The following is a 26,018-nucleotide window of genomic DNA, read 5'->3' as shown; positions in this document are numbered from 1 at the left end:
AAATAAATTACATTACAACGCCAACTTGCCAAGGATTAAACTCCTCGTCACCGTAGCCATTGATTTCACTTTTTGATTTATTCCCTGAAGCAGTATTTACAACTAATTCAAATATTTTTTGACCAACTTCTTCAACTTTTTCTTTTCCTTCAGCAATTGTACCACAATTAATATCCATATCTTCTGACATTCTTTCAAACATCGCTGAGTTTGTTGAAAGTTTTAAACTTGGAACTGGTTTGCAACCAAAGCAGGATCCACGTCCTGTTGTAAAACAAATAACATTAGCACCTGATGCAACTTGACCAGTTACAGACACAGGATCATACCCAGGAGAGTCCATAAAATTAAAACCTTTATTTTTTAAAGGTTCAGCATAATGCAATACATCTTGAAGGATAGAGTTTCCTCCTTTTGCAACAGCTCCTAATGATTTCTCTAAAATAGTTGTGAGACCACCTTTTTTATTTCCTGGCGCAGGGTTGTTGTCCATGGAACTATTGTTGATTGAAGTATAATGTTTCCACCATTCAATTCTTTTAATTAGTTTATCAGCAGTTTCTTGTGAGCTTGCTCTATTAATTAACAAATGTTCAGCTCCATAAATCTCTGGAGTTTCAGATAAAATTGAACTTCCACCTTTTTTAACCAAGAGATCTGCCGCAACTCCTAATGCAGGATTTGCAGTTATTCCTGAATAACCATCTGAACCACCGCATTGAAGAGCTAAAGTTAGATGACTTACGGGTTGTGCAGTTCTTTGAATATTATTAGCTTCAGAAAGTAAATTTTTAATTTGAGATAATACTTTATCTACTATTTTTTTTGTTCCACCTTCGTCTTGTATGGTTAGAAAATGAATTCGGTTATGTTTCTTTAGAGATTCATCAAATAAACTTATTTGAGCACATTCGCATCCTAAACCTATAACAAAAACATGTGAAAAATTAGGATGATTTTTAAATCCATCTATAGTTCTTTGGAAAATTTGCATCCCTTCACTTTCAGTGTTCATTCCACATCCTGTAGAGTGAGTTATAGGTACTATGCCATCAATGTTTGGATAATCTTTTAAAATGTCAGAATATTTAATCCTCTCAACGATCATTTTAGTTACAGTTGCTGAGCAATTTACAGTGCTTACAATTCCAATATAATTTCTAGTAGCAACCTGTCCATTATCTCTTAAAATTCCATTAAAGAAGGTGTCTGCTTTCTCATCAACAATGTGTTTTTTATCTGTAACTTTAAAATCTCTTTTGAATTCTCTAAATTCTAAATTATGCGAATGTACATGTTGTCCAGGTTTAATATCATCTAATGCAAACCCAATAATTTGATCATATTTAATGATTGGATCACCTTTTTTAATTGTTTTTAAACAAACTTTGTGCCCAAAAGGTATTGGATCGATAGTACTAATTTCATGACCTTCAATTTTAGTTTTTTCAGGAATAATAAATTGGCTTACGCCCACATTGTCATTCTTATTTAAAACTATTAGATTATTCATAAAATTATTATATAACTATAAATCTAAACAAACCATTATTTAAATTATGCCTAAAAAAAGAAAAAAGAGTTTCAGAAGTCAACAATGGTTCAATAATCCTAAAAACCCTGACATGACTGCTTTATATCTGGAAAGATATTTAAATTATGGTCTTACAAGAAAAGAATTACAATCTGGTAATCCGATTATAGGAATAGCACAATCTGGCAGTGATCTTTCTCCATGTAACAGGCATTTCATTTCTTTAAGCAAAAGAATTAAAGATGGAATTAGAAGAGCAGGCGGTATACCAATGGAATTTCCTACTCACCCAATTCAAGAAACAGGAAAACGACCAACAGCAATGTTGGATAGAAACCTTTCTTATTTGTCACTAGTGGAAGTTTTATATGGGTACCCAATTGACGGAGTTATCCTTACAACAGGATGTGATAAAACTACTCCAGCAGCTTTGATGGCAGCTGCAACTGTAAACATTCCTGCAATAGTTTTATCAGGTGGTCCAATGTTAGACGGAGTTTACAAAGGAAAATTAGCTGGTTCAGGAATGGTAGTTTGGGAAGCAAGAAAAATGTTGGCCAAAGGAGAAATTAAATACGAAGAATTTATGGACATGGTTGCATCTTCCGCACCAAGTGCTGGACATTGTAATACAATGGGAACAGCTTCTTCAATGAACTCTGTTGCTGAAGCATTAGGAATGTCTTTACCAGGAGGTGCAGTTATTCCAGCTCCTTACAGAGAAAGAGAACAAATTTCTTATGAAACAGGAAAAAGAATTGTTGGAATGGTTCATGAAAATTTAACCCCATCAAAAATTATGACACGTAAAGCTTTTGAAAACGCAGTCGTAGTTGCAAGTGCCATTGGCGGATCGAGTAACTGCACAGCTCATCTAAGTGCTATTGCAAAACATATGGGAATTAAATTTGATCTTTCTGATTGGCAAAAACTTGGGCACAACATTCCTTTATTGGTGAATTGCCAACCTGCAGGAGAATACTTAATGGAAAGTTTTCACAGAGCTGGAGCAATACCTGCAGTTATGAAAGAATTAATTAAAAACAAAAAAATTCATACAAACATAAAGACAGTTACAGGAAAAACTGTAGGTGAAAACTTGAGAAAGAAAGTTGATGTAGACAGCAAAGTAATTAAATCATTTAAGAATGCATTGACTGAAAAAGCTGGTTTTTTAGTTATGAAAAGTAATTTTTTTTCATCAGCTATTATGAAAACATCAGTAATTAGTAAAGAATTTAAAGATCAATATTTATCAAATCCTAAACACCCAAATGTTTTTGAATGTAAAGCTATAGTTTTTGACGGTCCTGAGGATTATCATAAAAGGCTTAATGATAAGAAATTAAAAATAGATGAAAACTCTCTATTGATTATTAGAGGTTGCGGACCTGTTGGTTATCCCGGATCTGCTGAAGTAGTTAATATGCAACCACCAGATAGATTATTAAAAAAAGGAATAAGACATTTGCCAACTCTTGGAGATGGAAGACAAAGTGGAACATCAGAAAGTCCATCAATATTACATGTTTCACCAGAATCAGCAGTAGGTGGAGATCTAGGAATTGTTAAAACTTACGATAAAATAAAAATAGACTTAAATAAGAGAAGAGTTGATTTATTAATTTCTCAAGCTGAATTTAAAAAAAGAAGAAAAAATAAAAAAGTATTTAAACCAAATAACCAAACTCCTTGGCAGGAAATATTTAGAAATACAGTTGGTCAATTGGATGATGGTGCATGTATTAATTCTCGAGGTAAATATTTAGACGTATCACATACCAAAGGTTTACCAAGAGACTCTCACTAATATGAAGCCAAAAATATTAGTTTCTAGAAAAATATCTGATTTAGCAGAGGAAAAACTTCAAAAAGAATTTGAGGTAACCCTTAATCCAAAAGATGAACCCATTCCAGAAAGCGAATTAATAAAATTGGTTAATAATTATGATGGAATGATTTCAACAGGTTTTGACAAAATTAGTGAAAATTTTTTTAATAATTTAAATGGGAAATTAAAAATTATAGCTCAAGTTGGGGTTGGTTATGATAATATTTCAATAAAATCAGCTGAAGAAAAAAAAATTAAAGTAACAAATACTCCTAATGTGTTAAATGAGTCGGTAGCTGAAACCACTATACTTTTGATTTTAGCTGCATCTAGAAGAATTGGTGAAGCTTATAATCTAGTTAGAACAGATGATTGGAAAAATCAAAAACCGGATTTAACTAAATTTATGATTGGAAATTCTGTTACAGGAAAAACTTTAGGCATCATTGGTATGGGTCGTATCGGAAGAATGGCTGCAAAATGTGCTAAAGCTTTTGGAATGAAGATAATTTATTACAACAGAAATAAACTCCCTGATGATCTTGAGGATGGTGCAAAGTATTTTTCTGACATTAAAACTATGCTACCAGAGTGTGATTTTGTAAGTATACACACTCCAGCAACTGCTGAAACTAAACATATTCTTAATTCTTCAACAATAAGCTTGTTACCAAAACATGCGGTAGTTATAAACACTTCAAGAGGATCAACCATTGATGATGATGCTTTGATAAATGCATTAGAAAACAAAAAAATTTATGCAGCAGGTTTAGATGTGTTCAACAACGAACCAAATTTAGATAAAAGATATTTAAAACTAGACAACTGTTTTGTTTTACCGCACATTGGGAGCGCAACACATGAAACCAGACTAGCTATGAGCATGATGGCTGTCGACAATATCTACTGTTTTTTCAATAAAAAACCTCTTATTTCAGAAGTAGTTTAGAACAACTATAAGTTGTCTGTTCAATAAATATATATAATTTCTATATATAAAAGTTAAACGAAATTATTGATCTCAAAAATCTTTTATGATTAACTTTCGAAAAAACATAAACGAGAGGAAGATAATGTTTAAACTTATATCTAAAACTATAGCAGCTGTAGCTATTGTTTCAGTTGCTTTATTCGGCTCTGCAAATGCAAAGACTTTAAAGATTGAAACACACTTTACAGCTAGTTCACCAAATGGTGAAGTTGCTGCTCAATTCGCTAAAAACGTAGAGAAGTTTTCTGGCGGAAGCTTAAAAGTAGAAATGTTCTACTCATCATCAGTAACAGGTAAATCTGCTGAGGTGTTTAACTCTGCACAAACTGGAATTATCGATTGTGATATGACTGGTGCTGGTTACCAAACTGGTAAAAATGCAGCGTTCCAATTTGCAGGTGATGTAATGGGTGGATACGATAATCCATATCAACAATATGAATTCTTGAATTTCCCAGGAGCTCAAGAAGCTGTTGATGCACTTTATAACAAATATGGAATGACATTAATTGGTTGGTGGATACCAGGACATGAGTCTTTAATATCTAGCAGACCAATCCCAGATGTTGCTTCATTGAAAGACTTCAAATTTAGATCACCTCCAGGAATGGAAAGTATGATCTTTACAGCATTAGGTGCTAAGCCAATCGTAATGGACTTTGGTGAAGTTCCAACTGCATTACAAACTGGTCTAATCGATGGTGCTGACTATTCATCATTAGCTACAAATTATGCAGGTGGACACTATGAAAACAATAAGTATGCTACATACCCAGGTTTTCATTCTATGCCGGCTGACCATTTAGCTTGTAATACTAAAGTATGGAAGAAGTTAAAGAAACATGAGCAAGGTGCTATGAAAGCTGCAATAGAAATTGCTGGAAGAACTATCACTAGCTTAGTTGAAAGAAAAAACGCTGAAGCTGTTAAAGCTTTAAATGAAATGGGTGTTACTCTTCACGACTGGTCTAGAGAAGATAGACTTAAATTCAGACAAGCTGCTTTAGCTGCTTGGGAAGAATGGAAGACTAAATCTCCAGAAGCTGCGGCACTTATTGAGATACATAAAGCTTATATGAAAGCTAACGGTATCATGTAATAAAAAAATTTTGGAGGGCCTGCAAAGGCCCTTCGAATTACCTAAATTTTTACGCAATGATCGATAAAGAATTACAAGAACAAAATGAAAAAGTCGCGAGTAAAGATGATTTTCCAATAAATTGGATAGATAGAGTTTCCTTATTTCTAAGTCACACAATAAAATATTTAATTCCTGTAATTGTAATTGTGATGATGTACGAAATTTTTATGAGATATGTATTGTTTAAACCAACTTTGTGGGCAAACGAACTGTGCTTATGGCTTGCGGGAGTTTGTTATTTAGTTGGTGGAATATATGCAACAAGATTAAGAAGCCATATTAGAATAGTATTATTATATGATTGGGTTAGTAGACCGACACAGAGAATTTTTGACCTAATTAGTACTTTAATTATTGTTCTTTTCGCAGCAGCTGTAATTTATGGAGGTATGGAAGATGCATACAGATCATTTATAAATTGGGAAAGGTTTGCAACTTATTGGGATCCACCAATTCCTGCTACTATGAAGCCACTAACACTTCTATGTGTTTTTCTTATTGCTGTTCAATCTGTAAACAATTTAATTATTGATTGGAGAAATCCAAAAGAAAAACAATACGATCCATCTAAAGAATTAAAATAATATGGATATAGGATCACTTTCGATAATACTTATAGTAGGATTGTTATTACTTATATCTATTGGTGTTCCTATGGGTTTTGCATCTGGTTTTATGGGTGCAGTATTAGTATTTTTATACATAGGTGAACATGCATTAGGCATATTACTTTCAAGATATTATTCTCTTGTTGTTACTTATTCTTTTTTATCTGTTCCATTATTTATATTTATGGCCTCCTTGCTTGAACGTTCAAACATCGCAAGAGATCTTTATGACGCTTTAAATGCGTGGTTAAGAAAAACTAGGGGTGGAGTAGGTGTCGTTACTGCCATTATGGCAACAATCATGGCGGCGATGAGCGGAATTATTGGTGGAGAAATAGTTTTATTAGGCTTGATTGCACTGCCTCAAATGTTGAGATTAAAATACGATCAGGATATGTCGATTGGTATCATCTGTGCATCTGGATCTTTAGGAACAATGATACCACCTTCAATTGTTTTAATTATTTATGGATTAACAACAGAGACTTCTATCACTATGTTGTTTCAAGAAGCCATTGTTCCTGGTTTAATGATTTCAGGTTTAATTATTACATACATTTTAATTAGAACAAGATTACAACCACATTTAGCACCTTTAAGTGATGAGCCTGCTTTAACTTTAAAAGAAAAAATGTCATACCTCCCAGGTCTTTTACCACCAATTGGTATAGTAATCATTGTATTAGGTTCAATTTATTCTGGAATGACAGGAATTACCGAAGCAGCTGGCATGGGAGTAGTTGCCACATTAATTATTATTTTTGCAAGAAAAGAACTTACGTGGTTTTTATTTAAAGATGCATTAACAAGAACTTTTAAAGCATCAGGAACTATTTTAACTATTACTTTTGGTGCTACAGTTTTAGCAGGAGCTTATTCTCTTGCTGGAGGTCCTAAATATGTAGCAGAAACTATTTTAGCTTATGATTTAAAACCGATGTATTTAATCTTCATGATGCAGATTATGTTTTTAATTATGGGAGCATTTATGGATTGGGTTGGAATTGTATTATTAGCAATGCCTGTATTTTTACCAATAGTGATTGCTCTAGGATTTGATCCAATTTGGTTTGGAATATTATTTTGTGTAAACATGCAAGTTTCATTTTTAAGTCCACCATTTGGACCCGCCGCTTTTTATTTAAAATCTGTTGCACCTCCTCACATTTCATTAACAGATATATTTAGAGGTTTTGCTCCATTTATAGTTATCCAGTTAATTGTATTAGCATGTGTTATGTTCTTTCCAGAAGCGATGACACAAAACTTCCACGAATTTAAACCAAAACCATGATGAAAATAAGCTTTATTGGAACAGGCCTTATGGGTCTTCCAATGGCTAAAAATTTATTAAAATCTGGTTTTAAATTAAAAGCATTTAATCGTTCAATTAGTAAAGCAGAGCCTTTGAGGGAATTTGGGGCTGAAATATCAAAAACTTTAGGTGAAGTTGTTAAAGATAATGACTTTATTATTACAATGTTAACAGATGATAGCGCTGTTGATGAGATAATGAATAATTCAGATTTATTAGAAAATTTAAAATCTGGATCAACTGTTATTGATATGAGTTCGGTTAAACCAACGACAGCAACAAAATATGGAAATAGTCTAAAATCAAAAAATATAAATTATTTAGATGCACCAGTTTCAGGAGGAACAATTGGAGCTGAGGAAGCTTCATTAGCTATAATGGTTGGAGGAGAGCAAAGTGTTTTTGATAACTCTATAAATATTTTAAAAGCGATGGGAAATCCAACTTTAGTTGGACCAATTGGAAGTGGACAAGTTTCAAAGTTAGCAAATCAAATTGTGGTAGGAGTTACAATAGGAGCTGTTGCGGAGGCAATAACTTTATGTGAAAAAGCAGGAGCTGACCCAGTAAAATTAATTAAAGCTCTTTCTGGAGGTTGGGCAGATAGTAAAATTTTACAAACTCATGGAAAAAGAATGATAGATAAAGATTTTACCCCAAAAGGTAAAACATCTACTCATTTAAAAGACATGAATAACATTTTGGAGTGTGCAAATTCATATAATACACATTTACCTATTTCAAATTTAGTGAAAGAAATGTATAAAACCTTGGTCGATAATGGTCATGGAAATACAGATCATAGTTCACTTTACAATGAAATCGAAAGGATGAATAAAAAATGAGTGGAAGATTAGAAGGTAAAAAAATTCTCGTAACAGCAGCAGGCCAAGGGATTGGAAAAGCAACAGCAATAGCTTTTCACAAAGAAGGTGCTCATGTAACTGCTACTGATTTAAATGATAAAACTTTAGCTGATTTAAATAAAGAATATCCTGAGATTAAAGTGCAAAAGCTAGACTCAACAGACAACAATGCAATTTTAGAATTTACTAAAACTTTAGATAGAGTAGATGTTTTATTTAATGCCGTTGGATTTGTTCATCATGGAACAATATTGGAATGTGATGAAAAAGATTGGGATTTTTCTTCTAATGTAAATGTTAAGTCGATGTACTTTATGTGCAAAGCTATTTTACCTTTAATGATCAAACAAAATGGTGGAAGTATTATTAATATATCTTCATGTGCATCTAGCTTTAAAGGTTTTCCAAATAGATTTGTTTACGGAACAACAAAGGGTGCGGTGATTGGTTTAACAAAGGCGATTGCAGCAGATTTCGTTAAACAAAATATTAGATGTAATTCAATTGCGCCAGGCACAGTTTATTCACCTTCTTGGCAAGATAGGGTAAATCAAAGCCCAGATCCTGTTCAAGCAAAAAAAGATTTTATAGCAAGACAACCTATGGGAAGATTAGGTACAGCAGAAGAAATAGCAGCTGTGGCTGTTTATTTAGCTAGCGATGATGCAACATTTACAACAGGAAGTACAATTCATGTTGATGGTGGAATTTCAATATAATTAAATAACAAAAGGATAAATATGAAATTATTAAGAGTAGGAAATAAAGGAAACGAAAAACCAGCTGTTTTAGACAAAGATGGTAAAATTAGAGATATTAGTTCTCATGTTAAAGATTTAAATCCTGATCATTTAAATTTTGAGACTATTTCCAAATTACAAAGTGCTGATTTATCTTCTTTACCAGAATTATCTGCAAGTGATCGAATAGGATCTTGTATTACTAAGCCAGGTAAATTTGTTGCAATTGGATTAAATTATTCTGATCATGCTGCTGAAACGGGAGCAGATGTTCCTTCTGAACCAATTACTTTTATGAAAGCTACAAGTTCAATTAATGGACCAAACGATGATATCGAAATAGTTTCAGGATCAAAAAAACTTGATTGGGAAGTTGAATTAGGAATTGTTATTGGAAAAGAAACAAAACATATTTCTGAAAGCCAAGCTCAAGATCATATTTTAGGTTATTGTTTAGTAAATGATATTAGTGAAAGAGAATGGCAAATTGAAAAAATGGGTCAATGGGTTAAAGGAAAATCTCATGATACTTATGGACCAATTGGACCTTACTTAGTTACAAAAGATGAAATTGCAGATGTTAACAATTTAAAAATGAGTTTAGATGTTAATGGTGCAAGAATGCAAACAGGTAACACAAGCACAATGATATTCAATGTTGATATAATTGTATCTTATTTAAGTAAATTTATGTCTCTTCAAGCTGGCGATATAATTACAACTGGAACACCTCCAGGTGTTGGAATGGGTATGAAGCCTCAACAATTCTTAAAAGCCGGTGATACAATGAAATTATCAATAGAAAACTTAGGAGAGCAAAACTCGAAGGTAGTTGCTTTATAATTAATTGTGAAAATAACTTCTATTAAAAGTCATGTACTTAGATATGAGTTAGAAAAAGAACTTGGTTACTCACAACAGTATTATAAACATCGTACAGCTCATCTTGTTGAAGTTCAAACAGATGAAGGAATAACAGGTTGGGGTGAATGTTTTGGTCCTGGAAATATAGCTTTAGCGAATAAGTTTATTGTTGAAAAGGTTATACAGCCTTTAATAATTGGTGAAGATCCTTTAAAGAAAGAACATATTTGGCAAAAAGTATACAATCTTTTAAGAGATAGCGGTCAAAAGGGCATGCCAATTCAAGCATTATCAGGAGTGGATATTGCATTATGGGATATTCTTGGAAAAAAAACAAATGCTCCTCTTTATCAGCTTGTTGGTGGCAAATGTAATAATGAAGTTCCAGTGTATGGATACGGTATGATGTTACAAAAAAAATCAGTTGATGAATTGATTGCCTTGTTCAAAGAAGAATCTAAGCAAATAAAATCAAAAAATTTTAAAGCCATGAAAATGAAAGTTGGATTAGGTCCAAACGAAGATTTAAAGTTGGTTCAAGCTGTAAGAGACTCTGTTGGAAAAGACTTTAAATTAATGGTTGATGCCAACCACGCTTACAACTTGAAAGATGCTCTTTATGTTGGAAAAGGTTTAGATGAGCTAGATATTTATTGGTTTGAAGAACCTGTGGCTCCAGAAGATTATGAAGGTTACAGAGAATTAAAACAAAAAATCTCTACTAGTATTGCAGGAGGGGAAGCTGAATTTACCAAATATGGCTGGAACAAATTAATATCAAACAAATGTATTGATATAGCTCAACCAGAGGTTTGTGGACTTGGCGGTATTACGGAGTATTTAAAAGTTGCAGCATTAGCGCAAGTAAATTTTATACCAGTTATTAATCATGTATGGGGCTCTGCAGTGAGTATTGCAGTTAATCTCCATTTGTTGACAGCACAACCAGATATGCCAGGTGGATTATTTCCATCTAAATCTATGCTCGAGTTTGATACAACAGAAAAAAATATTTTTATCACAGATTTGCCAAAGGAAGAGTTTTCAATTTTAGACCAAGTTAAAAACAATAATGGTTTTGCATCAGTAACAGATAAAGTAGGTATTGGAATTAATCCTGATGAAGACTTTATAAAGGAGTTTGAAGTAAATGAATAAAATAAAAACCTCAGAACCAAAACCTCTTTGGAAAATAAGATGTACTTTAGGTGAAGGAACATTATGGGTTGGTGAACATAATTCAATTTATTTTGTAGATATAAAAAAAAAGAAAATTTGTTCTTTCAATATTAAAAATAAAAAAAAGAAAATCTTTAAAGTAAATAAAGAAATTGGTTTTATCGCTCATATCAAAGATCATATTTTTATTTTAGGCCTTCAGGGTGAATTAAGAATTCAAAATCTAAAATCAAAAAAAATTTTAAAATCAATTAAGATAGAACCAAACTTAAAGTTAAATAGAATTAATGATGGAAAAACAGATCCTGCAGGAAATCTTTGGTTTGGTACTATGGACAACTTAGAGCGAAAAATTGAAAAAGGTTCTTTGTATAAACTAGATAAAAATTTTAAATTAATAAAAGTTGATAAAAATTATAGAATTACTAATGGACCAGCATTTATTGATCAGTATAATTTTTATCATACGGATAGTCCAAAAAAAACAATCTATAAAATTAAAATAAATAAAAATAATAAAATAGTCAGCAAAAAAATATTTAAAAAATTATCACCTGAAGAGGGTTCACCAGATGGAATGACCTTAGATAAAAATAAAAATTTATGGGTAGCTCATTTTCATGGTGCATGTATTTCTGTTTTTAATAAAAAAGCAAAATTAATTCACAGAATTCATTTTCCTGCAAAAAATATTACTAATTGTGCATTTGGAGGTAAAAATACTAAAGAACTTTACGTTTCAACAGCAACAAAAGGTATGAGCAAAGCAGATTTGCGAAAATTTAGATATTCAGGATTCTTTTTTAGTGTAAAAACAAATGCAAAAGGAGTTTTGCAAAAAAAATTTATATTAAATAATGAAGAAAAGAGATCTTTACTATGAGCGAATACCTACAAAGCTTTTAAGAGAAGATATTAGATTATTAGGAACATTTTTAGGAAGAGTAATTAAAGATCAAGAAGGACCATCTTTTTTTAAAATTGTTGAAAGACTAAGATTACTATCTAAAAACACATTACTAGATAAAAACAAGAGTAAAGTTTTCTCAAAAATATCAAAAGAAGTAAAAAAACTTTCGCCAGAAAAAACTTTTAAAATCACAAGGGCTTTTTCGCACATCCTTAATTTGATGAATTTAGCTGAGTCTTTAGATGCATCTAGAAAATTAAATGAATATGAAAATCCATATTTTAAAAGCAAAAATCAAAATTTATTTATTGAGGATATTATTGAGGGACTTTTTAAAAATAAAAATATTTCAAATAATAAAATTTATGATTTGGCAACCAAGCTAGATATTGGGATAGTTCTTACCGCTCATCCAACAGAGGTTAAAAGAAGAACTTTAATTCAAAAATATGCAAATTTAATATCAATTATGGAGCAAAGACACCTCTATAAAAAATATCCCTCAAAAATTATAGAATTAGATAGAAAACTATATTCAGAAATAGCAATTATTTGGAAAACTGATGAACTAAAAAGAACTAAACCTTCTCCATTGGATGAAGCAAAATGGGGTCTGGCTGTAATTGAAGATAGTTTGTGGGATACTATTCCTAAAGTTTATAAGAGATTGAATGATATCTTTAGAAAAAATTTAAACAAAGACTTGCCTAGAAATTTTAATCCTATTCAATTTGGTTCATGGATGGGTGGAGACAGAGATGGAAATCCAAATGTAACTTCAGAGGTAACCAAGAAAGTAATTTTATTTTCTAGATGGCAAGCTGCAAAACTATACGAGAAAGAACTTACTCAATTAATTCAAGATTTATCCATGGAAGAATGTTCTCCTGCAATCAGTAGAGTTACTGGAAAAAGTTTTGAACCATATAGAGTTTATTTAAGACCATTAAGAGACAAAGTAAGAAATACTCATCAATTAATAGAGGCACACATAAACTTTAATAAACCTTTAGATGAAAAAAAATTACTCCAAGATAAATATGAAATTATTAACCCTTTGAGAGAAGTAAGAAGTTCTCTGAATCAAAACAAAGGTCAACATATTGCAAATGCTGATTTACTAGACTTAATTAGAAGAGTGAGATGTTTTGGAATAAATCTTGCAAGATTAGATATCAGACAAGAGTCTGATCGACATGAAAAACTTTTAAATGAAATCTTTAAAAAGAAAAATAAAATAAATTATTCTTCTCTAAGTGAAAGTGAAAAAATAAAACTTTTAAATAAAAATATTAAACAAGGAAAATTTTTTGTAGATAAAATAAATATTCGAGATAAAGAAAACAAAGAAGTATGGAATACTTTTAAACAAATTTCTAAAGAACCAACCCAATGTCTTGGTGCTTATGTAATATCGATGACGTCCACAGCATCTGATATTTTATCTGTTTATTTTTTACAAATGCAGGCACAAACAAAAAATTTATTAAGAGTTGTTCCACTTTTTGAAACTCTGGATGATTTAAAAAATGCTAACGGCGTTATGACAAACTTATTCAAACTTTCATGGTACAGAAAAATGATTAAGTCAAAACAGGAAGTCATGATTGGATATTCAGACTCCAGTAAAGATGCTGGAAAATTATCTGCAAGTTGGCATCAATACAAACTTCAAGAAGAGCTTAGAAATTTAGCTAAAAAATATAAAATAGATCTTGTTTTCTTTCACGGCAGAGGTGGATCTCCAGGAAGAGGAGGTGGTCCAATACAGGCTACTTTAAAATCACAACCTTCCGGTACAGTTAACGGAAAAATTAGAATTACTGATCAAGGAGAAGTAATTCAGCAAAAGTATGGCTATAAACCTTTAGCTGAGTACAATTTATGTAGCTATATAGGGGCTGTAATGGACGCTTCTTTAAATCCTCCACCAAGATCAAAAACTAATTGGCGTGAATTAATTCAAAAAATGTCAGAAATTTCTACATCTTCATATAGAAAATATTTAAATCAAAGCGAGGATTTTATTCGTTACTTCAAAACAGTTACGCCACATAAATCACTAGGAAAACTTGCAATTGGATCAAGACCAACCAAAAGAAAGAATGTTGATAATATTCAAAGTTTAAGAGCTATCCCGTGGGTATTTGCTTGGACACAAATTAGATTAATGTTACCTGCTTGGCTTGGTACAACTGAAGCATTAAGATACGGTTCAATTAAAAAATTTAAAAGAACAATGACTGACATGGAAAGAAATTGGCCATACTTTGTATCAACGATGGATATTCTAGATATGGTAATTTCTAAGGTGGATCCAGAAATATCAGTTATTTATGAAAATAACTTAGCTGATGCCTCATTAAAAAGAATTGGTAAAAAATTAAGATTTCAATTTGAGGCACTGGTCAAATTGCACAATAAAATTACCCCCAAAGAAGTGATAAAAGAAAGGAAAGAATTTAGAAAAGCTTTATTTATAAGAAATAACTATACAGAGATGTTAAATATACTTCAGGCAAATGTAATGAACAAATTAACAAATAAAAAATATAAAAATTTAGATAAAAAATTTCTTGAAGATGCTTTAATGACATCGATTGCAGGTATTTCTGCAGCAATGAAAAATACTGGATAAATGTTTGAATACTTAATTGCTTTTGGAGCAGGACTTATAAGTTTTTTGTCTCCATGTGTTCTCCCATTAATACCTGGATATATTTCTTATATCTCTGGTCAATCTTTACAAGAAATTTTAAATCAAAAAAAAATTAATTTTTTTCCATTAATTTTATTTTGTTTAGGGTTCTCAACTGTATTTGTTCTTTTAGGTGCATCAGCATCTTTTTTAGGACAGGCATTACTACAAAATTCAGAAGTGTTAAGAATTTCAGCAGGAATAGTAATCATAATTTTTTCTCTTCAATTAATTGGAATTATCAATATTCCATATTTAAATTTTGAAAAAAGATTTGATGCAAAAGAATCAAGAAATATTCTTTTTCCATATGTGATTGGTGTTGCTTTTGGTTTTGGCTGGACACCATGTATTGGTCCAATTTTAGGTTCAATTTTAGCTTTGGCATCTATTGAAGAAACTTTATCAAGAGCTGTAATCTTGTTAATTTCTTATTCATTAGGTCTTGCTATCCCGTTTGTTTTGTCTGGATACTTAATTCAAAGATTCTTATTATTTTCTAAAAATTTTAAGAAAAACATAAATTTAATTTCAAAAATTGGTGGAATAACTCTGTTAGTTACAGGTATTTTAATTTTGACTAATCAATTACAAGCAATAGGATTTTATATAATTAAAATCTTTCCATTTATGCAAAAATTCGGATAAAAAGTATCAATGAAGATTTATCAAATAGATTCCAGTGCTAGAAAAAAAGGCTCTACCTCTAGAGCTTTAGCAAAAAAGCTTTTAGATAAAATTAAAAAACCAGAAGATGAAGTAATTTATAGAGATTTAGATGATGAGATGCTTTTTGTAAGTGGACTTACAGAATCTGGAATGAACATAGATGAAAAAGATCAAACAGAAGAACACAAGAAAATGTTTGAGCTTTCTGACAAGCTTGTAAAAGAATTAAAAGAGAGTGATATCATAATAATTTCAGCACCAATTTATAATTATGGACCTCCAGCAACTCTTAAGGCTTGGTCGGATTTAGCTGCTCGTATAGGTGAAACTTTTAGATTTAAACCAAATGGTAGAAGAGAAGGATTGTTAAAAAATAAACATGCATATCTAGTTATTACTTCTGGAGGAACAAAACTAAATAGTTCAGAAGATTTTCTAACTCCTTGGTTAAAATTTATTCTTAATTTTTTTGGTATTGAAAAAGTAGATATAATTAGTGCAGATCAAATGGCACTAGATTATGAAAAATCAATCAAAGAGGCTGAAGCTCAAATAGAAAATTTGTTTAAAGATTAAACTTTCTTTTTAAGTGTCTAAGTTTTCCCTCAGTACTATCGTAATCAATATAACAACCTTGTAAAAATCTCTCACCTTCCTTTGTCTCATAAGCTGTTCTCCCATGGAGTAGTCTATGGTTATCCATCATCATTAGGTCTTTTGGCTCGAGTTTAAATTCAATTCTATATTTATCTGAATTATACATTTCAGATATTTTTTTTCTTGCTTGGTAGTAAAGATCTAATTTTTCTTTTTCTAAAATTGGAACATAGTCTAATCTAGGACTAAATCTTACCTGTTTGAAACTCCTATTCTCATTTAGTTCAATCAAAGGAGAGATAGTTTCTAAAATTACTTCTTTATCTACAAATCTAAATCTAACTTTTACTTCAGTTAAAATTTTATAAAATTCTGGATATTGATTTTTTAAATCTTCAGTTACTGTATAACCATCTACTAAAGTAGATAATCCTCCTGAAACTTTACTTTCTATACAATGCAAAAGTTGAATACATGGAACAGGATTTCTATAAGGATTGTCGGTATGAGGTGCTAAAGCTAATGAAGTATAAGCAAGATCATTTGGATCAGGTTTAGATTTTACGTCAAAATATTCACCAAAATTTGTTCTTCGAACACTGCCTATTGAATTTGCAAATTCAACAATATAATTTTTAGATATTGGAATATTTTTTACTATTACAAAACCAAATTTATAAAATGAAACAAGCAGATCATGCATCTCTTTACTTTCATAAAAATTTTCTTGGTATTCAAAATTTTTTATATTTTTTAAAGTTGAGTCCCATTTAGTTTTTTCAATAGATCTAATTACAATATCTTCTTTAGAAAATTCAGAAGCAATTTTATCAATTTCAAGTTTTGAATTAACACCATCATTAAAATCTATTTCTAAGTATTTTTCATTAAGGTTTACTTTATTTATTGAAACATCATTACTTAAAAATGTAGGATCAAAAAGTCTTTGCTGAGTTCCTTTATCTAAATATTCCTCACCATTAACTCTTTCTCGTAACCAGAATGGGTGAATTTCTTTTTTTTCAGACCCATTATTAAAATAAACCTTATTTTCAATTAGCTCAATTTTCATAATAGTAAGCTAAGGATTATTTAAAATTTAACTTTAATCAACATAAATTAAATAGTAAGAGTTCATTGTGAAAAAATTTGATACAAAAAAATATCCAATATATGCAAGCTTTTTAAATCAACTTGCTAAAGATTTAACTAAGTTTTATTACGCCAAGTTAGATAAGCCATTTAAGATAACCAATAAGATGAAAGGCAAAGGTTACGATCCTGTAACAACATCAGATAAAGCCTTTGAGAAATTTATAAGATCTAAAATTTCAAAAAAATTCCCAAATCATCAAATTATAGGCGAGGAATATGGTCATAAAAATACTAAGAGTGAGTTTTCATGGGTGATTGATCCAATTGATGGAACTAGATCATACGTTGTAGGTAATCCTAGTTGGAGTAATCTCATTTCATTAAATTATAATGGAGAACCAATTTTAGGATTAGCAAATTTTCCTAAAATAAGAAAATATTATTTAAATGTGAATAAAAATTCTGCATATGTTTTTGAAGATAATAAAAAAAGAAAACTTAAAGTTAACTCAAAATTAAATTTTACTAATGCAAAATTGGCTGCTGCTTTTCATAATCAATTAACTTTGAAGCAACAATCAAAAATTCAAAAATTTATTAAAAGAATGCAATTTCCATGCTTTGATGCATTGACTTATTGTCAATTAGCAGAAGGTAGACTTGAAATGGTTGCACAATGTGCAAATAAGATTTGGGATATTCACCCGATTATGCCAATCGTGAGAGCAGCAGGAGCAATAGTAACAACTTGGGGCAACCAAAACCCTGTCGTTGGAGGGAATATTATTGTTTCAAATAATAAAGCTAATCATAAAAAGATTTTAAAATTATTAAAACCATTAGCTGAATGATACCAGAAAGAGCACAAGTAATTTTAGATTTCTGGTTTAAAGAAACTCCTTCTGAAATGCGTTTCAAAAAAAATGAAAAGTTTGATCAAAAAATTAAAGATAATTTTTTAAAGGATTATGAACTTGCTTGTCAAAATGAATATGATGATTGGCAAGATAATCCTATGAGCTGTTTAGCATTGGTTATTTTATTTGATCAATTTTCAAGAAACATGTTTAGAAATGACAAAAAAGCTTTTGCTCAAGATCAAAAAACTAGATTGATTGTAAACGATGCAGTTTATTCAGGTTATTTAGAAGCCATGAATGTAAATCAAAGATTTTTTATGTTGTTACCTTTAATTCATAGTGAGGAAATCAGTGATCATGAAATGGCCTATTACTTATTAAATAAATATTTAAGAGAACACGAAGGATATAATGAAATAAAAAAATTTTGGCAAGATCATACAAAAGCAATCAGACAATTTCATAGATATCCTCATAGAAATGAAATTTTAGGAAGAGAATCCACTGAAGAAGAAATAGAATTCTTAAAAGGTCCAAATTCTTCTTGGTAAAATGAATTTAGAATTTATTTTCAAAGTTATAGATAAAGATGAGTGGCAAAAGGCCAAACAATCTGGAACTTATAGTGGATCAGAAAAAGATCTTAAAGATGGATATATTCACTTTTCAGAAGAGGATCAGGTAGAGGAAACTTTAAATAAATATTATTCCAAAAAAGAAAATCTAGTTTTGTTAAAAGTAAATGCTTTTAAACTTGAACATTTATTATGGGAACAGGCATCAAATGGAGATATGTATCCTCATTTATATTCACCTTTAGATACCAGCACTGTTGTTAATGAATATGAGTTACCATTGAATGAAGATGGAAGACATGAGCTTCCAGAGATTTTAAAAAAGTATCAGTTCAGTCGTCCAAGATAATTAACCATTATCACACCAATAATAATTAAAATAATTCCTATAGTTCCATAAAGATTAGGAACTTGATTAAATTTTAATACTGCGAAAAGTACAACACCTGTAACTGTCAAACCACTATAAGTAGAGTAGGCAAATCCAACTGGCAGTGCAGACATTGCTTTTGCAATTGAAAACATAGTAATACACATAAACAAAATACATAAAACTGATGGTGTAAGTTTAGTAAATCCCTCAGAAATTTTTGCAAAACTATTTGAAGCTATTCCAAAAATTATGCCATTAGCTAAAAATAAATATCCCAATAAAGGTTTCATAATTATTCTTTTGATGCAATCTTGTTTACTAAAGGCCTCATTATCGGTGCCATTGTAAGTGCTGCAACTAATGCAACTGGAAATGCAAACATCCAAGAATAAAACCATCTATTTATAAATCCTTCTCCTATACCCGTATTAACAGCCACTACAACTCCACTCATAATTACACTCATACTAAAAGACATAAAAAACATAAATAAAAGTTGTGCATATTTCTTTGAAATCATAATTAGTTATTTCCTAATAAGTTTACCATCAATACACCAATTATAATAAACGCTAAACCAATTAGTGAATATAGGTTAGGTACTTGATTAAACCTAATTATTCCAACCACGACCGTTGCTATAATTGTTAAACCTGCAAAGGAGGCATAAGTAATTCCCATTGGAATATTTTTCATTACTAATGAAAGTGCGTACATACATAATACAATTGTGATTGCGGTAATTATGCTTGGAATTAGAAGAGTAAATCCTTCAGCACTTTTAGCAAAACTATTAGATGTAACACCCAAAAAAACTGCAATGCCTAAAAATATATATGAAGTTGTAAGACTCATTTCGAGACTTTAAATTAATTTAAGGAGAATATATAGAATTATTTAAGAGACCATTCAATTGCATCTTCCATTCTATCATCTCCCCAAAAAAGTTCATTTTTTACAATAAAAGATGGACTTCCAAATATTTTATTTTCACGAGCTGAGTTTGTGTTTTCATTATATTTTGTTTCTATATCTGATGATTTTGCTTCAGAGACAATTTCATCTTTATTCAATTTTAATTCTGAACAAACTTCAGAAATACTAGGTTCGATCGCTGGTTCTTTACCTTCCTGAAACCATTTCTTATAAGTAAGAACAACAAATTCTTCTCCCCAACCTTTTTCAAAACCAAGGATTGCAATTTGGTTTGCTAAATCAAATTCTGATAATGGATAGGGAACTGGCGTTTTAGCAAAAAAACCATAACCTTCAGCTCTTCTTTCAATATCTCTCCACATGTAATTAACTTTATTCATTTTATCCTTTGGAAATGGGATATTGTTCATCTCTTTCATGATTGCTCTTACTGAAAAAGGTTTCCAGTTAAACTTTACTTGATGTTCTTTTTCAACATCAAGTATTCTAGTTACGGATAGATAGGTATATGTGCTTCCTATCGAAAAATAAAAATCAATTTCACTCACTTATTTTGGCATTGGTGTAGCACCAGTTTCTAAACTAACAATTTTTCCATTGTCGTATTTATAAACTGCCATTACCGCCTCAACATTACCATCATTAAATGTTACAAAGGCATGGTGAATACCAACTTCGTCATTTTCATAAACAATTCTAACCTTATCTTGATTAATATCACCACTCATCGCCCATTTGATAACATCAGTTTTGGTTAAAACATTTCCTGACTTGTGCATTGTGAATTTAAAATCGTCATGCAAAAGTTCATTCATGGCAGCTTCATCTTTATTTTTTAATGCAGCACTATATTTCTCTAATATAGACATGTTATTCCTTTCTATTTAACCTTAGTTAAATCATATATTGAGTAACTGTCTAACACTTCATCCATTATTGGTTTTGATACCTCGGTACCTTCTATAAACTTATGAAGTGCAGCTTCATCAGTACAAAATATTTTAAACATTACAGTACTTTTGTCTGGAGTTACAGTTCCAATTGTTTTTTCAACCACTGCAACTTTTGCTCTTTCAGCAAGTCCTTCAGGAGATTGCATAAATCCCATGAATTTTTCAAAAGTACCTTCTTTTAACTTTGCTACTACTAACATTTCTTTTTCCATTTTTTCTCCTTTTTTTTTGTTAATATAGAGTTTGAACTACCTTTTTAACTCTATCTTCTCCATTAGGTATTGTTGAATTTACAAAGTCATGACATGCATTAGTTTTAGACTCGTCAAATTTAGAGCCATAATGTTTATCAACAGCTTTGTTTACGCCTTCATCCCATTCCTTTTCAGGAATTCCTACTTCTAAAGCATAAGCTTTTAAAACTTTTACAGATGCCATAGATTTTTCTTTCATACTATATTCAAATGTTTCTCCAGATGGTAAAAAATAGTTAGCCATATATATTCCACTGCATTCCCAAGCTCTATTTTTGTCGCTATCATTCATATCTGCGTATACAGATGTTAGAAAAAAAAGACTGAATATAGTTATTATTATTTTTTTCATATATTACCTATTTTTTTAAAGTGTAAGTTCCCTTTAAATAATTTGTTGAGTGAACTTTTCCTTCAAGAGCTGTTTTCATTTGTGTATAGCCAGTTGTTCCACTACACTCGATACCTTCATATCTTCCAGTACCACTGATACATTTAAACGTACCTTCCATAGAGTAACCCAACTTAATTTCATAATAAGTAATTGCAGTATCGCCATTAATAAACTTAATTATACAATGACCCATTTCCACTCCTTTGCCTGGAATTGTTCCTGCTCCTACGCAATAATGAGATGAGTTATCTCCAAATGATGTTCCACCAAACGCCATCATTCCAACCAAACCATCATAAACAAAAGTCATTGGATTACCTTTTTCGTCAAAAATTGCTTTAGCGTCCCCAACAAAAAATCCTTTAAGATCTATTTTTCCACTATGATTGTCGGCTAAAGAAGCAGTTGAAAATAAACTTATAATTAAAGTGATTAATATATTTCTCATAATTTTCTCCTTTTACTCTATCGTAGCAACAGTTGTTCCAGGAAAAGTATATCCAACAACGTAAGTAAATAGCATTTGTTGAAATTCTTGTATCATTGGCCATTTACTTCCAAGTTCTTGGTGATTTTGAAAACCAGCAGGATTTTCATAATACTCAGTTAAAATAAAATACATATTTCCAGTCATACCTTGTGAAGGATCCGCAGGATTATTCCATTCAGGTCCTTTGAGAATTGAATATGAATTTAATTTTTTTTCACCTGTCATTGGATGAGTTTCTTTCATCCATTTGTGGTGAGTTTTCAACATTTCTTCTACTTTAGCAACATCACTCGCTGGAACTTTTAAAGTAATAGCAAATGCATTTGCTTTTGCATGGCCGTCAGCGTTAGCAATTGTAGTAAATAAACTAAGCATCAAAATTATTATTATTTTTTTCATTTTATCTTTCTTTTTAAATTATTAATTATAAGTAATAGAAAACTGTTACATATTCATGAAAAAGTCTCTCGCGTTTATAACGCGCGTCAGTTATGCAATTAAGGAGCACAAAAATTGCTGATTATGTTGTTTTATTTGATGATAAAATTTGATAGGGTTTTATCATGATCGAAAAATTTAATGGAATTTTTTATTTAATTATATTTTTAGTACATTTTATTGTTTTTGCTGTTTATGCATATCAAACCGTTTTCGCTACAAAGAAATTTTTAGATAAGTTCGGTATTGATGATACTGGTGCTGGAATGACCAGATTTTTTGGTTCTTTGTTTATAGGTGCTGTTGCAATGGCAATATGGGTTGGTTTTATTAGACCTGATGGTCTTCAAGGAACATGGGCATTTTTTAATTTAGTATTTTTACAAAATCTTTCAGCTTTTGTGGTTGGTATTTATAATATTAAAATAAATAAATTGGGTCACACACCTCAAACATCTAATGAAGGAATTATTGCACCAGGTATTTTAACTTTATTGAGTGCAATACTTTGTTACGGACTAGCAGATAAAATTTATATCTAAAACCAATTAGGTACTGGTAGACCTTTTTCTTCTAAGAATTTTTTATTAAACATTTTAGTTGCATATTTATCGCTTCTGTCACAAAGAATGGTTACTATAGTTTTACCGGGTCCTAATTCTTTGCCCATTCTTATTGCTCCAGCAATATTTATTCCACAACTAGTACCTAAGCTTAGGCCTTCATTTTGAATTAAATCATAAAGTATAGGTAGTGCCTCATGATCATCTATTGAATAGGCATCATCAATCTTAGCCTCGCCAAAGTTAGCTGTTACTCTGCTTGAACCAATTCCTTCAGTAATTGATCCTCCTTCTGACTTTAGTTCACCATTTTTAATGTAATTATAAAGAGCTGATCCCTTTGGATCAGATAAGTAAATTTTTATATCTTTGTTTTTTTCTTTAAGAGCATTACTTACACCAGAAATTGTTCCTCCAGTTCCAGAAGAACATACAAAGCCATCAACTTTACCCTCAGTTTGTTCCCAAATTTCTTGTCCTGTCCCTTCGTAATGACCTTTGGCATTTGCGGTATTATCAAACTGGTTAGCCCAAATGACACCGTTATTATTTGTTGGTCTTAATTCATCTGCAAGTCTCGCTGCCACTTTAACAAAATTGTTATCATCTTTATAAGGTTTAGGTGGCACTAATCTTAATTCAGCACCAAGATTTCTAAGTAAATCTTTTTTTTCTTGAGTTTGATTGTCATTCATTACAATGATTGTTTTATAACCTAAGGAATTTCCTAATAGACCTAAACCAATTCCAGTGTTTCCAGCTGTTCCTTCAACAACTGTTCCACCTTTAGCAATTAATTTTTTTTCTTGAGCATCTTTAATTAATGCAAGCGCAGCTCTATCTTTAACTGATCCTCCTGGATTTAAAAATTCTGCTTTCCCATAAATGTTACATCCAGTAATCTCTGAAGCAGCTCTTAGTTTGATTAATGGGGTATTTCCTATTCCTGAAATAAAATCGTTTTGTGTATTATTCATTATCTGATTTTTTATCACTGTCAGGTGTAATACCATAAGGTTTAAATTCGCTATCAGCTATTCCAACTCTTCTTGCTGGAATTCCAACCATCACAGCATTTTCCTCAACATCTTTAGTGATTACTGCATTAGCTCCAATTCTTGCACCTCTACCAACTACTACTGGTCCTAACACTTGTGCACCTGAACCAATTACCACATCCTCTTTTATTGTAGGATGTCTTTTAGTATTACGTTGATCATTGGAATTTATACTTGGAGCAATACCACCTAATGTAACCATGTGATAAATAGTTACGTTATCACCAATCTCAGATGTTTCTCCAATCACTACTCCCATTCCATGATCTATAAATAAATTTTTTCCAATTTTTGCATTTGGATGAATTTCAATACCTGTTAAGAATCTTGAGAATTGAGAAATGATTCTTGCAATCAAATGAAATTTAGCAGTACTAAAAAAGTTTGCTAGTCTATGAAAGAATACTGCTTTGACACCGGGATAAGTTAAAACTAAACTTAGTTTTGACTTAGCAGCTGGGTCTCTATCAATTATTGATTGTAAAAAATCACTCATATTTCCTTAAAAATTTGTCGCGGTTGATAAAAAAAATTACATGCTTTATATAGTGATTAAATACGCAATTTAAAGAGGGTTGAAATGTATAAGAATACTAATTGTTTTCATTTAGCTATTCCTTGTGGTGATTTAGAGGTAGCTAAAAAGTTTTATAGTGAAACTTTAGGATGTAGGTTAGATAACTCTGCTCAGGAATGGGCCGATGTAGATTTTTGGGGCAATGAACTAACGCTTCATAAAAGTGATCATAAACTGGACAATGAAAGACACGACGTTGATATGGGTAACGTGTCTGTCCCTCACTTTGGGGTTCACTTATCAAGAAAAGATTTTGATGCACTTAAACAAAGACTGAAAGATAGTGGTACAAAATATTATGATGAACCTTATCTAAGATTTAAGGGCACTAAGTATGAGCAAGAAACATTTTTTGTCAAAGACCCTAACGAAAATATCCTTGAAATAAAGACGCTTACATCAAACCCAGAATAAATTATATTTAGTTATTATAGTTACATTTTATAACTTTATTTTCTTTGACTCGTTATCTCAATCCGCGTTAGAATTTATTTATAAATAATAAGGAGAGATAATGAGAATAATCAAAACTACACTTGTAGCTGGATTAATTTCTATTTTAACAATGTTCTCTGCTAACGCAGAAAAAGTTAAAATTGGAGATCCAGGTTGGACAGGTGCAACTGCTATTGCTAATTTATTAGCAGCAGTAGTTATAGATAAAATGGGTGGTGAAGCAGAACTTGTTCCTGGAAACAATACTGCAATTTATGCAGCGATTGATAGAGGAAAAGGTGAGATTGATGTTCACCCTGATATTTGGTTACCAAACCAAGAAGCTTATACAAATGATTTAGTTCCAAAAGGAACTTTAAAATTAAGCAGCAAACCTTATGAAGGAAACCAAGGTTACTGTGTTTCTCAACAGTTTGCTAAAAAAATGAACATTACAGCAATTGAAGACTTAGCAAGACCAGAAGTTGTTAAAGCTATGGATAGTGATGGCAATGGAAAAGGTGAGTTTTGGATTGGTGCTGATGGTTGGGCTTCTGCAAATGTAAACCAAGTTAAGTTAAGAGACTATGGTTTATATGATGCTGGTATCGAAGCAGTTAGAGCTGCTGAAGCAGTTAAAAATGCAAGAGTACTAGACTCAATCAAAAAAGGTGAAGGTTATGCATTCTATTGTTACAAACCTCATGCAATTTGGGGAATGGCTGACGTAGTGATGTTAACAGAACCAAAATATGATCCTGCAAAATATAAAATGATTCAACCTAAAGCAGATGCTGACTGGTATAAGAAATCTTATGTTGCATCTAAAGATGCGCTTAAGCAAATCCAAATAGGTTGGGCTACTTCTTTAGAGAGTCAATCACCAGCGATTGTAGAATTCTTCAAGAATTTTCAATTAACAGCTGATGATGTTTCTGCAATGGCTTATGCAGTTTCAGTTGAGAAGAAAGATCCAGCTGCTGTTGCTAGAGCTTGGATGGAAGCAAATAAATCAACTGTAGACGGTTGGTTAGGATTATAATCTAAATTAAATTTTATACTCGGCAATTTAAG

General features: G+C 31.1%; 32 protein-coding genes. 19 read left to right on the top strand and 13 right to left on the bottom strand.

Annotated features, from left to right (window positions below):
- Positions 1–7: 7 nt before the first annotated feature.
- Complete coding sequence (locus tag DT059_RS00465; RefSeq protein ID WP_145595841.1) at positions 8–1,513, bottom strand: UxaA family hydrolase; 1,506 nt, start codon at positions 1,511–1,513, stop codon at positions 8–10.
- A gap of 46 nt (positions 1,514–1,559) precedes the next feature.
- On the opposite strand from DT059_RS00465, the gene DT059_RS00460 reads away from it, so the two are divergent.
- The 13 genes from DT059_RS00460 (at position 1,560) to DT059_RS00400 (ending at position 15,922) form a co-directional block, all read left to right on the top strand.
- Positions 1,560–3,344, top strand: a complete 1,785-nt coding sequence (locus DT059_RS00460; protein WP_145595839.1) for an IlvD/Edd family dehydratase — start codon at positions 1,560–1,562, stop codon at positions 3,342–3,344.
- 1 nt (position 3,345) lies between these two features.
- Complete coding sequence (locus DT059_RS00455) at positions 3,346–4,314, top strand: 2-hydroxyacid dehydrogenase (RefSeq protein WP_145595837.1); 969 nt, start codon at positions 3,346–3,348, stop codon at positions 4,312–4,314.
- 124 nt (positions 4,315–4,438) lie between these two features.
- Positions 4,439–5,455 (top strand): TRAP transporter substrate-binding protein DctP, encoded by a 1,017-nt coding sequence (gene dctP, locus DT059_RS00450; RefSeq protein ID WP_145595835.1) that lies wholly within the window; start codon positions 4,439–4,441, stop codon positions 5,453–5,455.
- Positions 5,456–5,511: 56 nt separating this feature from the next.
- The gene (locus DT059_RS00445) at positions 5,512–6,081 is read left to right on the top strand and encodes a TRAP transporter small permease subunit (RefSeq protein WP_072090374.1); all 570 of its coding nucleotides are present in this window, start codon (positions 5,512–5,514) and stop codon (positions 6,079–6,081) included.
- 1 nt (position 6,082) lies between these two features.
- Positions 6,083–7,399 carry a TRAP transporter large permease gene (locus DT059_RS00440; protein WP_023854093.1) on the top strand — a complete coding sequence of 439 codons (1,317 nt, stop codon included), beginning with the start codon at positions 6,083–6,085 and terminating at the stop codon, positions 7,397–7,399.
- On the top strand, positions 7,396–8,265 hold the full coding sequence (locus DT059_RS00435; RefSeq protein WP_145595833.1) for an NAD(P)-dependent oxidoreductase: 870 nt from the start codon (positions 7,396–7,398) through the stop codon (positions 8,263–8,265). Before DT059_RS00440 ends, DT059_RS00435 begins: the two co-directional genes overlap by 4 nt.
- Positions 8,262–9,005: an SDR family oxidoreductase gene (locus DT059_RS00430; RefSeq protein ID WP_145595831.1), complete on the top strand. Its 744-nt coding sequence runs from the start codon at positions 8,262–8,264 to the stop codon at positions 9,003–9,005. The genes DT059_RS00435 and DT059_RS00430 overlap by 4 nt, the downstream gene beginning before the upstream one ends.
- 21 nt (positions 9,006–9,026) lie before the next feature.
- The gene (locus tag DT059_RS00425) at positions 9,027–9,869 is read left to right on the top strand and encodes a fumarylacetoacetate hydrolase family protein (protein ID WP_145595828.1); all 843 of its coding nucleotides are present in this window, start codon (positions 9,027–9,029) and stop codon (positions 9,867–9,869) included.
- A 6-nt stretch (positions 9,870–9,875) separates the two neighbouring features.
- The gene (locus tag DT059_RS00420) at positions 9,876–11,048 is read left to right on the top strand and encodes a mandelate racemase/muconate lactonizing enzyme family protein (RefSeq protein WP_145595827.1); all 1,173 of its coding nucleotides are present in this window, start codon (positions 9,876–9,878) and stop codon (positions 11,046–11,048) included.
- Positions 11,041–11,952 (top strand): SMP-30/gluconolactonase/LRE family protein, encoded by a 912-nt coding sequence (locus tag DT059_RS00415; protein ID WP_145595825.1) that lies wholly within the window; start codon positions 11,041–11,043, stop codon positions 11,950–11,952. The genes DT059_RS00420 and DT059_RS00415 overlap by 8 nt, the downstream gene beginning before the upstream one ends.
- Positions 11,927–14,617: a phosphoenolpyruvate carboxylase gene (gene ppc, locus DT059_RS00410; RefSeq protein WP_145595823.1), complete on the top strand. Its 2,691-nt coding sequence runs from the start codon at positions 11,927–11,929 to the stop codon at positions 14,615–14,617. The genes DT059_RS00415 and ppc overlap by 26 nt, the downstream gene beginning before the upstream one ends.
- The gene (locus DT059_RS00405) at positions 14,618–15,325 is read left to right on the top strand and encodes a cytochrome c biogenesis CcdA family protein (RefSeq protein ID WP_145595821.1); all 708 of its coding nucleotides are present in this window, start codon (positions 14,618–14,620) and stop codon (positions 15,323–15,325) included.
- Between the two features lie 9 nt (positions 15,326–15,334).
- Complete coding sequence (locus tag DT059_RS00400; RefSeq protein ID WP_023854085.1) at positions 15,335–15,922, top strand: FMN-dependent NADH-azoreductase; 588 nt, start codon at positions 15,335–15,337, stop codon at positions 15,920–15,922.
- Here DT059_RS00400 and DT059_RS00395 read toward each other — a convergent pair.
- The gene (locus DT059_RS00395) at positions 15,912–17,015 is read right to left on the bottom strand and encodes a TauD/TfdA family dioxygenase (RefSeq protein ID WP_145595819.1); all 1,104 of its coding nucleotides are present in this window, start codon (positions 17,013–17,015) and stop codon (positions 15,912–15,914) included. The two genes, DT059_RS00400 and DT059_RS00395, sit on opposite strands and share 11 nt — an antisense overlap.
- A gap of 67 nt (positions 17,016–17,082) precedes the next feature.
- Between DT059_RS00395 and DT059_RS00390 the strand changes: the two genes are divergently transcribed.
- From DT059_RS00390 to DT059_RS00380, 3 genes are read left to right on the top strand one after another with little or no spacing between them, the layout of a single operon-like run.
- Positions 17,083–17,889, top strand: coding sequence for an inositol monophosphatase family protein (locus DT059_RS00390; RefSeq protein ID WP_145595817.1), 807 nt, complete (start codon positions 17,083–17,085; stop codon positions 17,887–17,889).
- Entirely contained in the window at positions 17,886–18,449 is a 564-nt protein-coding gene (locus tag DT059_RS00385; protein WP_145595815.1) for a DUF924 family protein, read from the top strand. The genes DT059_RS00390 and DT059_RS00385 overlap by 4 nt, the downstream gene beginning before the upstream one ends.
- Before the next feature lies 1 nt (position 18,450).
- The gene (locus DT059_RS00380) at positions 18,451–18,822 is read left to right on the top strand and encodes a DUF952 domain-containing protein (RefSeq protein ID WP_145595814.1); all 372 of its coding nucleotides are present in this window, start codon (positions 18,451–18,453) and stop codon (positions 18,820–18,822) included.
- Here DT059_RS00380 and DT059_RS00375 read toward each other — a convergent pair.
- The 9 genes from DT059_RS00375 to DT059_RS00335 are packed head-to-tail and all read right to left on the bottom strand — an operon-like array spanning position 18,801 to position 22,272.
- The gene (locus DT059_RS00375; protein ID WP_145595812.1) at positions 18,801–19,136 is read right to left on the bottom strand and encodes a DMT family transporter; all 336 of its coding nucleotides are present in this window, start codon (positions 19,134–19,136) and stop codon (positions 18,801–18,803) included. The two genes, DT059_RS00380 and DT059_RS00375, sit on opposite strands and share 22 nt — an antisense overlap.
- A gap of 2 nt (positions 19,137–19,138) precedes the next feature.
- Positions 19,139–19,366, bottom strand: coding sequence for a DUF2798 domain-containing protein (locus tag DT059_RS00370; RefSeq protein WP_145595810.1), 228 nt, complete (start codon positions 19,364–19,366; stop codon positions 19,139–19,141).
- 2 nt (positions 19,367–19,368) lie between these two features.
- On the bottom strand, positions 19,369–19,701 hold the full coding sequence (locus tag DT059_RS00365) for a DMT family transporter (RefSeq protein ID WP_145595809.1): 333 nt from the start codon (positions 19,699–19,701) through the stop codon (positions 19,369–19,371).
- 38 nt (positions 19,702–19,739) lie between these two features.
- Positions 19,740–20,330 carry a 2-hydroxychromene-2-carboxylate isomerase gene (locus DT059_RS00360; RefSeq protein ID WP_145595807.1) on the bottom strand — a complete coding sequence of 197 codons (591 nt, stop codon included), beginning with the start codon at positions 20,328–20,330 and terminating at the stop codon, positions 19,740–19,742.
- Positions 20,331–20,651: a nuclear transport factor 2 family protein gene (locus tag DT059_RS00355; protein ID WP_145595806.1), complete on the bottom strand. Its 321-nt coding sequence runs from the start codon at positions 20,649–20,651 to the stop codon at positions 20,331–20,333. It abuts the gene before it with no gap.
- An 11-nt stretch (positions 20,652–20,662) separates the two neighbouring features.
- Complete coding sequence (locus DT059_RS00350; RefSeq protein WP_023854076.1) at positions 20,663–20,947, bottom strand: hypothetical protein; 285 nt, start codon at positions 20,945–20,947, stop codon at positions 20,663–20,665.
- A gap of 19 nt (positions 20,948–20,966) precedes the next feature.
- Entirely contained in the window at positions 20,967–21,341 is a 375-nt protein-coding gene (locus tag DT059_RS00345) for a hypothetical protein (protein WP_145595804.1), read from the bottom strand.
- A 7-nt stretch (positions 21,342–21,348) separates the two neighbouring features.
- Entirely contained in the window at positions 21,349–21,831 is a 483-nt protein-coding gene (locus DT059_RS00340; protein ID WP_145595802.1) for a hypothetical protein, read from the bottom strand.
- A 12-nt stretch (positions 21,832–21,843) separates the two neighbouring features.
- Positions 21,844–22,272: a hypothetical protein gene (locus tag DT059_RS00335; RefSeq protein WP_145595800.1), complete on the bottom strand. Its 429-nt coding sequence runs from the start codon at positions 22,270–22,272 to the stop codon at positions 21,844–21,846.
- A 164-nt stretch (positions 22,273–22,436) separates the two neighbouring features.
- On the opposite strand from DT059_RS00335, the gene DT059_RS00330 reads away from it, so the two are divergent.
- The gene (locus tag DT059_RS00330; protein ID WP_145595797.1) at positions 22,437–22,853 is read left to right on the top strand and encodes a hypothetical protein; all 417 of its coding nucleotides are present in this window, start codon (positions 22,437–22,439) and stop codon (positions 22,851–22,853) included.
- On the opposite strand, the gene DT059_RS00325 is transcribed toward DT059_RS00330, so the two are convergent.
- Together DT059_RS00325 and epsC are read right to left on the bottom strand one after the other, a co-directional pair.
- On the bottom strand, positions 22,850–23,851 hold the full coding sequence (locus tag DT059_RS00325; RefSeq protein WP_145595795.1) for a cysteine synthase A: 1,002 nt from the start codon (positions 23,849–23,851) through the stop codon (positions 22,850–22,852). The genes DT059_RS00330 and DT059_RS00325 overlap by 4 nt on opposite strands.
- A complete protein-coding gene (epsC, locus tag DT059_RS00320; protein ID WP_145595793.1) occupies positions 23,844–24,428 on the bottom strand; it encodes a serine O-acetyltransferase EpsC in 585 nt (194 codons plus the stop codon). Before epsC ends, DT059_RS00325 begins: the two co-directional genes overlap by 8 nt.
- An 84-nt stretch (positions 24,429–24,512) precedes the next feature.
- On the opposite strand from epsC, the gene DT059_RS00315 reads away from it, so the two are divergent.
- Both DT059_RS00315 and DT059_RS00310 read left to right on the top strand, forming a co-directional pair.
- Positions 24,513–24,923, top strand: coding sequence for a VOC family protein (locus tag DT059_RS00315; protein ID WP_145595791.1), 411 nt, complete (start codon positions 24,513–24,515; stop codon positions 24,921–24,923).
- 100 nt (positions 24,924–25,023) lie between these two features.
- Complete coding sequence (locus DT059_RS00310; RefSeq protein ID WP_145595790.1) at positions 25,024–25,986, top strand: ABC transporter substrate-binding protein; 963 nt, start codon at positions 25,024–25,026, stop codon at positions 25,984–25,986.
- The last annotated feature ends 32 nt before the right edge of the window (positions 25,987–26,018 follow it).

Source organism: Candidatus Pelagibacter sp. FZCC0015 (genome assembly GCF_007833635.1).
GTDB lineage: Bacteria > Pseudomonadota > Alphaproteobacteria > Pelagibacterales > Pelagibacteraceae > Pelagibacter.
Note: the sequence above shows the minus strand (reverse complement) of the source record. Positions and strands in the feature narration are given on the sequence as shown.

What these genes read in the sequence shown, in the direction of transcription:
- DT059_RS00465 (WP_145595841.1), bottom strand. Translation starts at nt 1,513, where the DNA reads ATGAATAATCTAATAGTTTTAAATAAGAATGACAATGTGGGCGTAAGC.
- DT059_RS00460 (WP_145595839.1), top strand. Translation starts at nt 1,560, where the DNA reads ATGCCTAAAAAAAGAAAAAAGAGTTTCAGAAGTCAACAATGGTTCAAT.
- DT059_RS00455 (WP_145595837.1), top strand. Translation starts at nt 3,346, where the DNA reads ATGAAGCCAAAAATATTAGTTTCTAGAAAAATATCTGATTTAGCAGAG.
- dctP (WP_145595835.1), top strand. Translation starts at nt 4,439, where the DNA reads ATGTTTAAACTTATATCTAAAACTATAGCAGCTGTAGCTATTGTTTCA.
- DT059_RS00445 (WP_072090374.1), top strand. Translation starts at nt 5,512, where the DNA reads ATGATCGATAAAGAATTACAAGAACAAAATGAAAAAGTCGCGAGTAAA.
- DT059_RS00440 (WP_023854093.1), top strand. Translation starts at nt 6,083, where the DNA reads ATGGATATAGGATCACTTTCGATAATACTTATAGTAGGATTGTTATTA.
- DT059_RS00435 (WP_145595833.1), top strand. Translation starts at nt 7,396, where the DNA reads ATGATGAAAATAAGCTTTATTGGAACAGGCCTTATGGGTCTTCCAATG.
- DT059_RS00430 (WP_145595831.1), top strand. Translation starts at nt 8,262, where the DNA reads ATGAGTGGAAGATTAGAAGGTAAAAAAATTCTCGTAACAGCAGCAGGC.
- DT059_RS00425 (WP_145595828.1), top strand. Translation starts at nt 9,027, where the DNA reads ATGAAATTATTAAGAGTAGGAAATAAAGGAAACGAAAAACCAGCTGTT.
- DT059_RS00415 (WP_145595825.1), top strand. Translation starts at nt 11,041, where the DNA reads ATGAATAAAATAAAAACCTCAGAACCAAAACCTCTTTGGAAAATAAGA.
- ppc (WP_145595823.1), top strand. Translation starts at nt 11,927, where the DNA reads ATGAAGAAAAGAGATCTTTACTATGAGCGAATACCTACAAAGCTTTTA.
- DT059_RS00405 (WP_145595821.1), top strand. Translation starts at nt 14,618, where the DNA reads ATGTTTGAATACTTAATTGCTTTTGGAGCAGGACTTATAAGTTTTTTG.
- DT059_RS00400 (WP_023854085.1), top strand. Translation starts at nt 15,335, where the DNA reads ATGAAGATTTATCAAATAGATTCCAGTGCTAGAAAAAAAGGCTCTACC.
- DT059_RS00395 (WP_145595819.1), bottom strand. Translation starts at nt 17,015, where the DNA reads ATGAAAATTGAGCTAATTGAAAATAAGGTTTATTTTAATAATGGGTCT.
- DT059_RS00385 (WP_145595815.1), top strand. Translation starts at nt 17,886, where the DNA reads ATGATACCAGAAAGAGCACAAGTAATTTTAGATTTCTGGTTTAAAGAA.
- DT059_RS00380 (WP_145595814.1), top strand. Translation starts at nt 18,451, where the DNA reads ATGAATTTAGAATTTATTTTCAAAGTTATAGATAAAGATGAGTGGCAA.
- DT059_RS00375 (WP_145595812.1), bottom strand. Translation starts at nt 19,136, where the DNA reads ATGAAACCTTTATTGGGATATTTATTTTTAGCTAATGGCATAATTTTT.
- DT059_RS00370 (WP_145595810.1), bottom strand. Translation starts at nt 19,366, where the DNA reads ATGATTTCAAAGAAATATGCACAACTTTTATTTATGTTTTTTATGTCT.
- DT059_RS00365 (WP_145595809.1), bottom strand. Translation starts at nt 19,701, where the DNA reads ATGAGTCTTACAACTTCATATATATTTTTAGGCATTGCAGTTTTTTTG.
- DT059_RS00355 (WP_145595806.1), bottom strand. Translation starts at nt 20,651, where the DNA reads ATGTCTATATTAGAGAAATATAGTGCTGCATTAAAAAATAAAGATGAA.
- DT059_RS00350 (WP_023854076.1), bottom strand. Translation starts at nt 20,947, where the DNA reads ATGGAAAAAGAAATGTTAGTAGTAGCAAAGTTAAAAGAAGGTACTTTT.
- DT059_RS00345 (WP_145595804.1), bottom strand. Translation starts at nt 21,341, where the DNA reads ATGAAAAAAATAATAATAACTATATTCAGTCTTTTTTTTCTAACATCT.
- DT059_RS00340 (WP_145595802.1), bottom strand. Translation starts at nt 21,831, where the DNA reads ATGAGAAATATATTAATCACTTTAATTATAAGTTTATTTTCAACTGCT.
- DT059_RS00335 (WP_145595800.1), bottom strand. Translation starts at nt 22,272, where the DNA reads ATGAAAAAAATAATAATAATTTTGATGCTTAGTTTATTTACTACAATT.
- DT059_RS00330 (WP_145595797.1), top strand. Translation starts at nt 22,437, where the DNA reads ATGATCGAAAAATTTAATGGAATTTTTTATTTAATTATATTTTTAGTA.
- DT059_RS00325 (WP_145595795.1), bottom strand. Translation starts at nt 23,851, where the DNA reads ATGAATAATACACAAAACGATTTTATTTCAGGAATAGGAAATACCCCA.
- epsC (WP_145595793.1), bottom strand. Translation starts at nt 24,428, where the DNA reads ATGAGTGATTTTTTACAATCAATAATTGATAGAGACCCAGCTGCTAAG.
- DT059_RS00315 (WP_145595791.1), top strand. Translation starts at nt 24,513, where the DNA reads ATGTATAAGAATACTAATTGTTTTCATTTAGCTATTCCTTGTGGTGAT.
- DT059_RS00310 (WP_145595790.1), top strand. Translation starts at nt 25,024, where the DNA reads ATGAGAATAATCAAAACTACACTTGTAGCTGGATTAATTTCTATTTTA.